This is a genomic window from Lentzea xinjiangensis (assembly GCF_900110955.1).
In the GTDB taxonomy this organism is placed as follows: Bacteria; Actinomycetota; Actinomycetes; order Mycobacteriales; family Pseudonocardiaceae; genus Lentzea; species Lentzea xinjiangensis.
In genome coordinates this window covers 223,427-235,848 of the sequence record NZ_FOFR01000004.1, presented here as the reverse complement: position 1 = coordinate 235,848, position 12,422 = coordinate 223,427, and the positions used below count along the sequence as shown (strand labels likewise).

At 70.8% G+C, this 12,422-nt stretch carries 14 protein-coding genes and 1 pseudogene; 8 read left to right on the top strand and 7 right to left on the bottom strand.

The window, feature by feature from the left end; translation table 11 throughout:
• Positions 1-18: 18 nt before the first annotated feature.
• From BMW88_RS12965 to BMW88_RS12955, 3 genes are all read left to right on the top strand, one after another.
• Entirely contained in the window at positions 19-429 is a 411-nt protein-coding gene (locus BMW88_RS12965; RefSeq protein ID WP_089950930.1) for a hypothetical protein, read from the top strand.
• A gap of 5 nt (positions 430-434) precedes the next feature.
• Positions 435-1,475, top strand: a complete 1,041-nt coding sequence (gene trpD / locus BMW88_RS12960; RefSeq protein ID WP_089950929.1) for an anthranilate phosphoribosyltransferase — start codon at positions 435-437, stop codon at positions 1,473-1,475.
• A gap of 228 nt (positions 1,476-1,703) precedes the next feature.
• Complete coding sequence (locus BMW88_RS12955) at positions 1,704-2,387, top strand: lysophospholipid acyltransferase family protein (protein WP_089950928.1); 684 nt, start codon at positions 1,704-1,706, stop codon at positions 2,385-2,387.
• 159 nt (positions 2,388-2,546) lie between these two features.
• Here the strand turns inward: BMW88_RS12955 and BMW88_RS12950 are convergent, their stop codons facing one another.
• Both BMW88_RS12950 and ctaC read right to left on the bottom strand, forming a co-directional pair.
• Positions 2,547-2,963, bottom strand: a complete 417-nt coding sequence (locus BMW88_RS12950; RefSeq protein ID WP_089950927.1) for a cytochrome c oxidase subunit 4 — start codon at positions 2,961-2,963, stop codon at positions 2,547-2,549.
• Positions 2,964-2,977: 14 nt separating this feature from the next.
• Entirely contained in the window at positions 2,978-3,910 is a 933-nt protein-coding gene (ctaC, locus tag BMW88_RS12945) for an aa3-type cytochrome oxidase subunit II (protein ID WP_245777738.1), read from the bottom strand.
• Between the two features lie 170 nt (positions 3,911-4,080).
• On the opposite strand from ctaC, the gene asnB reads away from it, so the two are divergent.
• Positions 4,081-6,009, top strand: coding sequence for an asparagine synthase (glutamine-hydrolyzing) (asnB, locus tag BMW88_RS12940; protein WP_089950926.1), 1,929 nt, complete (start codon positions 4,081-4,083; stop codon positions 6,007-6,009).
• 41 nt (positions 6,010-6,050) lie between these two features.
• Here the strand turns inward: asnB and BMW88_RS12935 are convergent, their stop codons facing one another.
• Positions 6,051-6,815, bottom strand: a complete 765-nt coding sequence (locus BMW88_RS12935) for a class I SAM-dependent methyltransferase (RefSeq protein WP_089950925.1) — start codon at positions 6,813-6,815, stop codon at positions 6,051-6,053.
• 7 nt (positions 6,816-6,822) lie between these two features.
• Positions 6,823-7,755 carry a carbohydrate kinase family protein gene (locus BMW88_RS12930; protein WP_089951092.1) on the bottom strand — a complete coding sequence of 311 codons (933 nt, stop codon included), beginning with the start codon at positions 7,753-7,755 and terminating at the stop codon, positions 6,823-6,825.
• 157 nt (positions 7,756-7,912) lie between these two features.
• On the opposite strand from BMW88_RS12930, the gene BMW88_RS41810 reads away from it, so the two are divergent.
• Positions 7,913-8,086, top strand: a complete 174-nt coding sequence (locus tag BMW88_RS41810) for a hypothetical protein (protein ID WP_177221056.1) — start codon at positions 7,913-7,915, stop codon at positions 8,084-8,086.
• Between the two features lie 195 nt (positions 8,087-8,281).
• Here the strand turns inward: BMW88_RS41810 and BMW88_RS12925 are convergent, their stop codons facing one another.
• Positions 8,282-8,650 carry a HesB/IscA family protein gene (locus tag BMW88_RS12925; protein ID WP_089950924.1) on the bottom strand — a complete coding sequence of 123 codons (369 nt, stop codon included), beginning with the start codon at positions 8,648-8,650 and terminating at the stop codon, positions 8,282-8,284.
• 170 nt (positions 8,651-8,820) lie between these two features.
• Positions 8,821-9,855 (bottom strand): glycerate kinase family protein, encoded by a 1,035-nt coding sequence (locus tag BMW88_RS12920; protein ID WP_089950923.1) that lies wholly within the window; start codon positions 9,853-9,855, stop codon positions 8,821-8,823.
• 42 nt (positions 9,856-9,897) lie between these two features.
• Between BMW88_RS12920 and BMW88_RS12915 the strand changes: the two genes are divergently transcribed.
• The 3 genes and pseudogenes from BMW88_RS12915 to BMW88_RS12905 form a co-directional block, all read left to right on the top strand.
• Positions 9,898-10,524 (top strand): DUF3043 domain-containing protein, encoded by a 627-nt coding sequence (locus BMW88_RS12915; RefSeq protein ID WP_089950922.1) that lies wholly within the window; start codon positions 9,898-9,900, stop codon positions 10,522-10,524.
• Positions 10,525-11,160, top strand: a complete 636-nt coding sequence (locus BMW88_RS12910) for a class I SAM-dependent methyltransferase (RefSeq protein WP_089950921.1) — start codon at positions 10,525-10,527, stop codon at positions 11,158-11,160.
• A 36-nt stretch (positions 11,161-11,196) separates the two neighbouring features.
• Positions 11,197-11,363, top strand: a pseudogene (locus BMW88_RS12905) (aldo/keto reductase); the annotation flags it as partial.
• Between the two features lie 179 nt (positions 11,364-11,542).
• Here BMW88_RS12905 and BMW88_RS12900 read toward each other — a convergent pair.
• Positions 11,543-12,373, bottom strand: a complete 831-nt coding sequence (locus BMW88_RS12900; protein WP_089950920.1) for a phosphotransferase family protein — start codon at positions 12,371-12,373, stop codon at positions 11,543-11,545.
• Positions 12,374-12,422 lie beyond the last annotated feature (49 nt).

Genomic DNA, 12,422 nt, shown 5'->3' with positions numbered 1-12,422 from the left:
GCAGCGGAGGATCGAGAGATGAGCACGCAGACCACGAAGATCCTGGTGTTCAGCCACCGGCCCGAGGTGCGTGAGACGATCATCACTGCGGTCGGCCGCCGTCCCGCGCCGGACCTGCCGAGGGTCGACTTCATCGAGGCGGGCGCGATCGCCGACGTCCTCTACGAGGTGGACAACGGCACCGTCGACCTGCTGATCCTCGACGGCGAGGCGCAGCCGACCGGGGGCATGGGCCTGTCGCGCCAGCTCAAGGACGAGATCACCGACTGCCCGCCGGTCGTCGTCGCGGTGCGCCGCAAGGACGACCGCTGGCTCGCGACCTGGTCGCAGGCCGACGCGGTGCTCGTGCACCCGCTCGACCCGCTGGCCGCCGCCGAGACCGTGGCCGAGGTGCTGCGGAGCTCGGCTGTTCCCGTCGTCAAGGGCTGATCGGGATGGCGGAGCGCACCTGGCCCTCGCTGCTCAACCGGCTGCTCGACGGCGTCGACCTGACCGCCGGCGACACCTCGTGGGGCATGGACCAGGTCATGTCGGGCGCGGCGACGCCCGCCCAGATCGCGGCGTTCATCGTCGCGCTGAGGGCCAAGGGCGAGACGCCGGAGGAGATCGACGGCCTCGCGACGATGATGCTCAACCACGCGCGCCGCTTCACCGTGGACGTGCGGGCGGCCGACATCGTGGGCACCGGCGGCGACCATTCCGGTTCGGTGAACATTTCGACGATGGCCGCCATCGTCACGGCGGCCGCGGGCGTCCCGGTGGTGAAGCACGGCAACCGGGCGGCCTCGTCGCAGTGCGGCACGGCGGACGTGCTGGAGGCGCTCGGCGTCGCGATCGACCTGCCGCCGGAGGGCGTGCGGGCGACGGTGCGGGAGCTGGGCATCGGCTTCTGCTTCGCGCCGGTGTTCCACCCCGGCTTCCGGCACGCGGGCCCGGTGCGCCGCGAGATCGGCATCCCGACCTCGTTCAACCTGCTCGGCCCCCTGACGAACCCCGCGCAGCCCACCGTCGGCCTGATCGGCTGCGCCAGGGCCGCCGCGGCGCCGCTGATCGCCGGCGTGTTCGCGCGCCGCCGCAACACCGCGCTGGTGGTCCGCGGCGACGACGGCCTCGACGAGATCACCACGACCACGACGACGTCCGCGTGGCTCGCCCAGGACGGCGTGGTGCGCACGGAGACGATCGACCCTGCCGTGCTCGGCGTGGAGCCCGCGCGCGAGGAGGACCTGAAGGGCGGCGACGCCTCCGTGAACGCCCGGGTGGTCCGCGACCTGGTGGCCGGCAAGACGGGGTCGGTGCGCGACGCGGTGCTGGTGAACGCCGCCGGCGCCATCGCGGCGCACAGCGGGTTCTCCGACGACCTGCACGCCGACCTGACGGCCTCGCTGAGCCGCGCGGCGGACGCCGTCGACTCGGGCCGGGCGGCGGCACTGCTGAGCCGCTGGGTGGAGCTCTCAGCCTCGCTCAAGGGCTAGCCTGCCGGCGCGGCGCCCGCTCGGGCCTGGGCCGGCCGGTGGCGCCGGCGGGGCCTGCCGGGTGACGCGGCCCGGACCAGGCCGTGCGGTGCGTTTCGTCACGTCTCGTCGTCGCCGCGTGACCCTCCTCGCACGGCCGACGCACCCGCGTAGTCCGAGCGAGTGATGGGCTGGAGATGCGCACCACGTGGTAACGCGGCGGCAACCGCCACCTGGAATGCTGGAGGCATGGTCCTCTACCCGGTGATGAAACACGTCGTCGCGCGCGCAGCCCGTCTCGTCTACCGCCCCGTGGTGGAAGGGCTGGAGAACATCCCCACCGACGGCCCGGTCATCCTGGCGGCCAACCACCTCAGCTTCATCGACAGCGTCGTGATCCCGATGGTCGTCCCGCGCCGCGTGTCGTTCCTCGCCAAGGCGGAGTACTTCACGGGCACCGGCGTGAAGGGCTCGCTGTCGCGCTGGTTCTTCTCGTCGCTGGGTCACGTGCCGGTGCACCGCGGCAAGGGGCGTGACGCCCGCGCCGCGCTCGACACGGCCGCCGAGATCCTCGCCCGCGGTGACGCCTTCGCCATCTACCCGGAGGGCACCCGCTCGCTCGACGGCATGCTCCACCGCGGCCGCACGGGGGTGGCCCGCATGGCGCTCGAGTCCGGCGCCCCGGTCGTGCCGGTGGGCATCATCGGCACGGACAAGGTGCAGCCGGTCGGCAGCAAGTTCCCGAAGATCGTCCCGGTGACCGTCCGGTTCGGCGAGCCGCTCGACTTCAGCCGCTACGACGGCATGCAGGAGTCGCTGCCGGTGCTGCGCAGCGTCACCGACGAGATCATCTACCGCATCCTCGACCTGAGCGGCCAGGAGTACGTCGACGCGTACCAGAAGACGCCGGAGAAGGTCCCCGCCGCCGCCTAGCGCTCCGCGGCACACCGCGAAGGACCAGTGAAAAGGGCCCCTTCCGCCACCACGGCGGAAGGGGCCCTTTCGCGTCGGTGCTGTGCCCGGGAAACGGCCGAGGCCCCCTCCGTTGCGGAGGGGGCCTCGGCCGAGTGCGCTGCCCGGACGTGCCGGACGTCAGTCGTGGTTGGGACCGGTGTGGTACTCGAACACCAGACCGCCGACCGCGATCAGCACCAGCACGACGGCGATCACGAGCATCCACACGTGCCAGAACGCCACCGCGACACCGGCGGTTGCCGCCGCGGCCGCGAGGCCGATCGGCCAGTACGAGCCGGGGCTGAAGAAGCCCAGCTCACCGGCACCGTCGGACACCTCGGCCTCGGGGTTGTCCTCCGGCCGCACCTCGATGCGGCGGGCGACAAACCGGAAGTAGGTGCCGGTGATGAGGGCCAGGCCACCGGTGAGCGCGAGCGCCACCGTGCCGGTGGGCTCGACGTGGCCGGTCGCCGCGTGCGTCCACCAGCCGTAGACGACGGCCATCAGGAACGAGAAGGCCATCACCAGGTCGAATACGCGAGCTTCGATCTTCATCGCGGGGCGTGTCCCTACTTCTGACCCGCGCCGGAGGCCTCACGGGCCGTCCGGTCGGTGTTGAACGGGGTGGTCGTGGTGGCCAGCGGCGCGCACAGCTCGCCGCAGTTGACCTGAGAAAGCGCCTCGGCCGTGGTGTACGGCTTGCCCGTCTTCTCGTTCACTTCCTTGCGGAGCTCGATGTACTTGTCGAAGTCGGCCTCGTTCAGGGCGCGGACCTCGAAGTTCATCACCGCGTGGTAGGAGCCGCAGAGCTCGGCGCAGCGGCCGACGAACGCACCGGGACGGTCGATCTGGTCGATCTGGAAGACGTTGTCCTGGTTGTTCTTCTCCGGCATCGGGAAGACGTCCCGCTTGAAGTGGAACTCCGGCACGAAGAACGAGTGGATGACGTCCGTCGAGCGCAGCGTGAACTGGACGCGCTTGTGCGCCGGCAGCACCATGATCGGGATCTCGCCCGAGGTGCCGACCGTGCTGACGACGTTGCCCTCCGCGGTCTTGTGGTCCGGGTACTGGAACTCCCAGTTCCACTGGAACGCGATGACGTCGACGTTCACGTCGGGCTTGCCCGACTTGTCCGTCACGTAGTTCTGCGTGACGGCGGTGAAGTAGAACAACACCGCCACGATCACCGTCGGCACGACGATGAGCACGATCTCCAGCGGCAGGTTGTACGCCGTCTGACGCGGCAGCTCCTCCGACTTCTTGCGGTGGAACACGACCGACCACAGGATCAGGCCCCACACGATGACGCCGACGACGAGCGCGGCGATCACGGACCAGGTCCAGAGCTCGCGCATCTTCTCGGCCTGCGGCGTGACGGCCACCGGCCAGCCGAAGCGCAGCACCTCGTCCGTGGAGCAACCGGTGGCCCCGATACCGACCAGGCCGACCAGCCCGGCGGTCTTCGCCAGCCGGTGTGCCCTGGTGCCCTCCTTCAGGCCCACTGCTCGCCCGCCTCCTCGTTCCATGCCAACGGATCAAGCGGGAGCGTAGCCCAGCGCGGCGACGCTCACCCCTCGGGGGCACCGCGCTTGCGGTGCAGTTTCGGTCACACAGAGCCGCTTCGGCATACTTGGGTCTTCCCCCGTCGTAATTGTTGAGAGGTGCGAGAGCCTTGTGCGGCCTGGCAGGACTTGTATGCCCCAGCGAGAACGAGGCTGAACACGCGCGTCCGGCTGTGGAGGCCGCGCTGCGCTGCATGCGGCACCGCGGGCCGGACGAGAGCGGCACCCGGCGGGTCGACGAGGTCGTGTTCGGGTTCAACCGCCTCGCCATCATCGACATCGAGCACTCCCACCAGCCCCTGACCTGGGGTCCGCCGGAGTCGCCGAGCCGGTACACGATCAACTTCAACGGCGAGGTCTACAACTACCTCGAGCTGCGGGCGGAGCTCACCGAGTCCCACGGCGCGGTCTTCCACACCGACGGCGACACCGAGACCATCGTCGCCGCCTACCACTACCTCGGCCCCTCGGCCATCACGAAGCTGCGCGGCATGTTCGCGTTCATGATCTGGGACTCCGAGCGCGGGATCGTGTTCGGCGGCCGCGACCCGTTCGGCATCAAGCCCCTGTACTGGGCGCAGGGCCAGAGCGGCGTCGCCTTCGCCAGCGAGAAGAAGATCCTGCTGGAGATCGCCCCCGTGCTCGGCGTCGCGCCGAAGATGAACGTCAAGGGCCTGCAGCACTACCTCACGCTGCAGTACGTGCCCGAGCCGGCGTCGCTGCACGACCGGATCTTCCGCGTCGAGTCCGGCCACTCGTTCACGCTCGTGCCGGGCCAGGCCCCGCGGTTCGAGCGCTACTTCCCGGCGCAGTTCAAGGTGCGGACCGTCAACGGCGAGGCCGAGGCGAACGCGCTCTACGACGAGATCACCGCCGCGTTGCGCGACTCGGTCGCCAAGCACATGCGCGCGGACGTGACGGTCGGCTCGTTCCTGTCCGGCGGCATCGACTCGACGGTCGTGGCGGCGCTCGCCAAGGAGCACAACCCGGACCTGATCACGTTCACCACGGGCTTCGAGCGGCAGGGCTTCTCCGAGGTCGACGTGGCCGCGGAGTCGGCGGCGCTGATCGGGGTGAAGCACGTCGTCCGCACGGTCAGCGCGCAGGAGATGATGGACGCCCTGCCGCTGATCACCTGGTACCTCGACGACCCGGTGGCCGACCCGGCGCTGGTGCCGCTGTGGTTCATCGCGCGCGAGGCCCGCCAGTACGTCAAGGTCGTGCTGTCCGGCGAGGGCGCGGACGAGCTCTTCGGCGGGTACACGATCTACCGCGAGCCGCTGTCGCTGGCGGCGTTCGAGAAGGTGCCGGGCGCGCTGCGCAAGGCGATGGGCAAGGTCTCGACGAAGATCCCGCACGGTGTGCGCGGCAAGGACCTGCTGCGGCGCGGCTCGCTCACCCTGGAGGAGCGCTACTACGGCAACGCGCGCATCTTCCTCGACGACCACCTGCGCCAGGTGCTGCGCACCTACGACCCGGCGGTCTCGCACGTGGACGTCACGGCCCAGCCGTACCGCGAGTCGCGGGACTGGGACCCGGTCACGCGCATGCAGCACGTCGACCTGTTCACCTGGCTGCGCGGTGACATCCTGGTCAAGGCCGACAAGATGACCATGGCGAACTCGCTGGAGCTGCGCGTCCCGTTCCTGGACCCCGAGGTCTTCAAGATCGCCTCGCAGATCCCCACCGAGCTGAAGATCACGCCGGAGACGACGAAGTTCGCCCTGCGCAGGGCCATCCGCGACATCGTGCCCGCGCACGTGCTGAACCGCCGCAAGCTCGGCTTCCCGGTGCCGATCCGGCACTGGCTCAAGGACGAGATGCACGACTGGGCCGTCGACGTCGTGCGCTCGTCGCAGACCGATCAGTACATCGACAAGAACGCCGTGCTGCGGCTGATCGAGGAGCACCGCTCCGGGGTGCTCGACCACAGCCGGCGGATCTGGGCGCTGCTGGTGTTCATGATCTGGCACGGCATCTTCGTCGAGGGCCGCATCCAGCCGGTGGTGCCGGAGCCGCAGTACCCGGTCAAGCTGTAGGCGTGTGGCGGAAGGGCCCCTCCGCGGAGGGGCCCTTCCGCTCATCTGCGCCCTTGCGCGCTGCAGATCGCGTAGGAGCTCACGACGGTCTCCGGTGACGCCATCAGCTCCAGGTAGCGGGCGAACTCGTCGTCGGAGAGCGGCAGCTTCGCGCGCACCAGGCGGGCGGTCGTCGCGAGCAGCCGGCAGCCCGATGAGCCGCCCTCCCACTCCTGCACCTCGCGGGAACCGCTGACGTCGTGCAGCCCGGCGTCGGACAGCGCCCTCTCGATGCGCGCGCCCCACGCCAGCTCGGCGCCCGTGTGGTCGAGCAGCGTCAGCAGGGCGTTCTTCACCCGCATGATCAGCTTCGCGTCGTCGGGGGCGGCGGAGAGGACCTCCAGCGGGAGGCAGTCGAACTCGTCGAGCACGAGCCAGCCGCCGGGGCGCAACGCGTCGCGCAGCTTGCGCAGGACGGCCTCGCGGGCGGGCAGGTGGAAGAGCACCAGGCGGGCGTGGACCAGGTCGTAGGCGTTGCCGGGCAGGACGCCGGACACCACGTCGTGCTCCAGGACGGTGACGTTGTCCCGCTCCTCCAGCCGGGAGACGTCGATGTCGGTGACCGTCACGTGCCCGGACGGCGCGACGACGTCGGCGAGCCAGTTCGCCACCGATCCCCCGCCGCCGCCGACCTCGAGGCAGCGCCAGCCGTTCGCGATGCCCAGTTGCTCGACGCGGGCGAACGTGCCCGCGTCGAGCAGGGAGCTCAGCGCGTCGAAGTGCGGATCGAGCAACTCGGCGGTGTCGCCGAACAGGTACGTCCCCATTGTCCGATCATGGCAGGACGGGGGCGATCTCCTCAGCGGCAACTTCACCGAACGCGCCGCGGATGCGGGCGAGCGCCGAGTCGCGCTCCAGCACCCACTCCTGCGTGCCGACGGTTTCGAGCACCTCGACGGCGATGAGCGACCCGAGCTGAGCGGCGCGCTCGAAGCTCAGACCCGCGGTGATGCCCGCGAGGAAGCCCGCCCGGAACCCGTCGCCGACACCGGTCGGGTCGGTCTTCGCGACCTCGGGGACCGCGGGCACGTGCAGCGCGAAGCCGTGCCGGTCGACGATCTCGACGCCCTTCGCGCCGAGCGTGGTGACGCGCCTGCCGACGCGGGCGAGGACGTCGGCCTCGGCCCAGCCGGTCTTCTGCAGCAGCAGTTCCCACTCGTAGTCGTTGCTGAAGAGGTACTCGGCGCCCTCGACGAACGCGCGCGCCTGCTCGCCGTCCATGCGGGCGAGCTGCTGCGACGGGTCGACGGCGAAGGTGTAGCCGCGCTGACGGCACTCCTCGGCGTGGCGCAGCATCGCGGCCGGGTCGTCCGGGCTGATCACGACGAGCTCGAGGTTCTCGACGCGGCCCGCGATCGGCGCGAGCTCGATGTTGCGCGCCTCGGCCATCGCGCCGGCGTAGAAGGAGGCGATCTGGCACATGTCGTCGTCCGTCGTGCAGACGAACCGCGCGGTGTGCGCGACCTCGGACACGTACACGCCGGACGTGTCGACGCCGTGCCGCTCCAGCCACGACCGGTAGTCGTCGAAGTCCTTGCCGACGGCGCCGACGAGCACCGGCCGGACGCCGAGGACGCCGAGGCCGAACGCGATGTTCGCGCCGATGCCGCCGCGGCGGACCACGAGGTCGTCGACCAGGAAGCTCAGCGACACGCGGTCGAGGCGCTCCGCGACCAGCTGGTCCGCGAATCGACCCGGGAAGTGCATCAAATGGTCGGTCGCGATGCTGCCGCACACGGCTACCGGCACGTCGGCTCCTCTTTTCTCGTCGCGCTGCGTGACAACTCACCCTGGCGAGTGCAGCGGTGAAGACTACCGTTTGGTAGGACTATCGCAGGTCACACCATCGTCATACGGTCGACGCGTGACGATCCCCGAGGCCAGCACGATGAGTGAACTGATCGACGACTGCGCACAGCTCCCCTTCGCCCTGACCCATCCCGAGCACCCCCTGCCCGCCCCGCGCGACGCCGCGCCCTGGCAGGTCGACGAGAGGTGCGCCCACCAGGTCGAAGGCCTCGCCGAGTACGGCGTCTGACCCCCAGGGTCCCACTTCCCGGTCCGCCCGGTTCCAGTCCGTTCGGCCCAGTCTGCCCGGTCGGGACCTGGCAGTTTCCCTGGTCCCCGGTCCTGACACCCCGGTCCTGGCACCCCGGTCTTGACACCGGAGTCCGGACACAGCGCGAGGCCGCGTTCCCGACGAGCGGGAACGCGGCCTCGCGCGTCAGTCGCCTTAGTGGAAGGAGTCGCCGCAGGCGCAGGACCCGCCGGCGTTCGGGTTGTCGATCGTGAAGCCCTGCTTCTCGATCGTGTCCACGAAGTCGATGACGGCGCCTTCGACGTAGGGCGCGCTCATGCGGTCAACGGCGACCTTCATGCCGTTGAAGTCGACCAGCGCGTCCCCGTCGAGCGAGCGCTCGTCGAAGAAAAGCTGGTAGCGCAGACCAGCGCAACCGCCGGGCTGGACGGCGATGCGCAGGTGCATGTCGTCGCGGCCCTCCTGGTCGAGCAGCGCCTTGGCCTTGGAGGCGGCCGCATCGGTCAGCGTCACGCCGTGGGTGGGCGCCTCGGAGGTCGAAGCGGCTTCCTGAGCGGTCGTCATGGCTCTCCTAAGAGGTCCTTTGCGGGCGGTTCGCCCCTCAACAACACGGGCGTTCCCCGCTTTGTTCCACTTCCATGGTCCCACAACACGCGGCCATGTCGACCCAAGTGGTGACTGTCACGTAGACCACCTGCGCGTCCACCGATATATCGGCACGCCCGCGGCGCCGGCTACCGCGACCACTGCCCCGCGACGTGCCGGGCCGTCGCGACGAGGCTGTCGCGGGGGTGCGCGAGCGACGTCTGCACGGAGCCGGCGTGCTCGGAGACCGAGTAGGCCTCCTGGACGCCGGCGGCGCCCATCTCGCGGCGGCCGACGCTGACCTGGCCCGCGATGGCGACGCAGGGGATGCCGCGCTCGGCCGCGCCCGCGGCGACGGCGGTGATGAGCTTGCCCCGCAGCGACTGCCAGTCGAAGCTGCCCTCGCCGGTGATGACGACGTCGGCCGCGTCGAGCGCGGCGTCGAGCCCGGTGAGCTCGCGGACGAGGCCCGCGCCGGAGCGCACCTCGGCGCCCAGCGAGAGGAGCGCGGCGCCGAGACCGCCGGCCGCTCCGGCACCGGGCACGCCGGCCACGGGCCGGAGCACGTCCATCGCGGCGAGCCTGGCCTCCAGCCGCTCGACGGCCTGTGGGGACGCGCCCTTCTGCGGGCCGAACGTGCGCGCGGCACCGTGCGGGCCGAGCAGCGGGTTCTCGACGTCGGACGCGGCGACCAGCGACACACCGGCCAGGTCGGTGCCGGCCTCGGCGAGGGCGGCGAGCAGGCCGGCGCCACCGTCGGTCGTGCCGGAGCCGCCGAGCCCGACCGTGACGACTTCGCTGCCGGCCGCCGCGGCCGCGACGAGCTCGCCGACGCCGCGGGTGGTCGCGGTCTCGCAGGCGCGCGCACGGGCCTCCGCCGGGATGAGGTGCAGGCCGCACGCTTCGGCGGACTCGACGTAGGCGAAGCGCCGGCCGCCCGTGCACACGCTGAGCCAGCGGGCTTCGACGGGGTCGCCCAGCGGGCCGGTGACGGTGACGTGCCGGACCTCGCCGCCCAGCCCCGCGTGCAGGACGTCGACGAAACCGGGGCCGCCGTCGGCCAGCGGGCGTTCGACGACGGTGTCGCCGGGCTTGGCGGCACGCCAGCCGGTGGCGATGGCATCGGCGGCCTCGCGGGCCGTCAGGGTGCCACCGAAGCAGTCCGGAGCGATGAGTACGCGCACCTCGCGAAAGGTACAGAAGGACCACTGTCCTACCCTTGTGCCGTGAGGTTCCTGCGCCGCAACACCGCCGACACCGAAGCCCCGGCCGCCGAGCCGGCCGCCGAGGCCGCCGACTCCACCCGCCCGGCGGGCAAGGGCAGGCCCACGCCGAAGCGGCGTGAGGCGCAGGCCAGGCGCTCCGGGCCCGTCCCGCCGCCGCCCCGCACGCAGCGCGAGGCCTTCAAGCGCATGCGCGGCAACAAGGTGAGCAAGGAAGAGCGCCGTGCCGCGGCCGTCGAGCGCCGTCAGCGCATGATGGCGGGCGAGGACAAGTACCTGCTGCCGCGCGACCGCGGTCCGGTGAAGGCGTACATCCGCGACCTCGTCGACTCGCGCCGCAACCTCATGGGCCTGTTCATGCCGCTCGCGATCCTGGTGTTCGTGGCGCTGCTGACGCCCTCGCTCGCCGTGCAGCGGTACGCGACGCTCGCGACGACGTTCATGCTGCTCGCGATGATCATCGAGGGCCTGGTCCTCGGCCGGATCGTCACGCGGCGGGTGCGGGCGAAGTTCCCGACCGAGCCGATCAAGGGCATCTCCATCGGCTGGTACTCGTTCATCCGCGCGAGCCAGCTCCGCCGGCTGCGCGTGCCCAAGCCGCGCGTGAAGCCGGGCGAAGCCATCAAGTAGGTGCGCGCGGAGCAGCGCAAGCTCCGGCTGCCGGAGCGGCTGCGGTGGGACCACAACGCGTGGTACCGCCGCCGGCTGCTCCGGCGGCTGCCGTCCGGGGCCCGGTCGGCGCTCGACGTCGGCTGCGGGCTCGGCGACCTGGCCCGGTCGATCGACGCCGCCGAGGTCACCGCGATCGACGCCGACGCCCGCATGGTCGAACGCGCCCGTGCGGCCGGCGGTGACCGCGTCCGGTGGATCCACGGTGACGTGCTCACCCACGAGCTGGGGCGCTACGACGTCGTCACCGCCGAGGCGAGCCTGCACCACCTGCCGCTGCGCGCGGGCCTCGCCCGGCTCGCGGAGCTGACCGCGCCGGGCGGGCTGTTGATCGTCATCGGGCTGTACCTCACGTCGACGCCCGCCGAGAGGGCCGTGGAGCTGGTGGCGTTGCCCGCGAACGCCCTCGTCGGTCTCGCCAAGGCGGTGACCGGTGGCGGCGGGAAGCCGCACGACGCCGAGATGCCCATCGTGACGACAGCTCCGACGCTTCCCGAGATCCGCGCGGCGGCGGCCGCGATCGTGCCCGGCGCGCGGATCCGCAGACACCTGTTCTGGCGGTATTCCCTGGTGTGGCGCGCACCGGAACTTCATTAGCAGGACGAACGATTTCGGTTCAGCTCCGATGTATGAAGTTCCGTCGAGGAGGAGCAGGCCACGCCTGCGTCAAGGCGGCGCTCGAATCGGGGATCACGACCTTCGGCACCGCCGACGTCTACGCCAACACCGCTGCCGAGGCGGTGCTCGGCGGGGCGCTCAAGGGCGAGCGGCGCGAGTCGCTGGAGATCGTGACCAAGGTGTGCCGATCTGGCCAACTTGAGAGAGTTCAGGCAGAGCGGGTCCGGGCGGTGCTGCGAACACCGGCGCCGAGCAGGTCAACCATCCACACGGAGGACGCCGCCACCGCGTGACCTGAAGCCAGCCAGACAGCAAAGAGCCCCCGTCGATCCCTTCGACGGGGCTCTCGCGTGCGCCAGCTTCAGCGGCTGTTGAGCCTGTGCTCAAGCCAGCGCACCGCGGCATCCGTAGCCTCGGTCCCCGCGAACTTCCGTTCCCAGAGACGCACCAGCGAGGCGGCGAACGCCGTTATGCCGTCAGGCTCTACAAAGTCGAACCCGTCGAACTGGGCGGCCCACGCCTCTGCTTCCGCTGGGGAGTGCCCGGCGGCAACCAAGCGCACGACGAGGTGCGCGGCGTCGACCCATGCGGGTCCCGTCTTCCACCACGCCCAGTCCACGACCTGTGCCCGATCTGCCACGAGGACGTTGAACGGGTTGAGGTCGGAGTGGATCAACGCGGAGCCGCCAAGGTAGGACGGGGCACGCCGTGCCCACTCCTCGATCGTCGGCACGTTCTCACGTGACCACGAGTGGGCGTTGTCGGGCGGTGCGAGGGCCAGTTCTCGGTCCAGGGCCGCCGCCCACTGTCCCTGAATCGCGCGCCTGTCGTCCGCGATCGTTGGCGCTTCGGTCTGGCTGATCACCTGCACGGTCTTTGCCACGAGCGGCAGGTCCGGCGAGTTCGGCGAGTAGTCAGCGTGCTGTCCCGCGACGTGCTCGAACCCGAGCAGCAACCACCCGCCGCTCTCGACCTGCCACAACAGCCGCGGAGCCACATCCTGAGGCAGGAAGGGGTTCACCGCAGCTTCGTTGCGGTGCATGAACGACTGAGGGTCGTCCACCTTGATGCCCTTGCAGAAGACCCAGCCGCCAGCCGTCAGAAGCGATGCGGCAACCGCAGAGTTGCGGCCGGCGGAGGCATCCTCGGCTTCGGTGACGCGGCCTGTGCGCTCGCTGACGGCGGCGGCCACACCTGCGGGCAGGTCGCTCCAGTTAAGGCGCTTGATCGTCGGGCTCCTC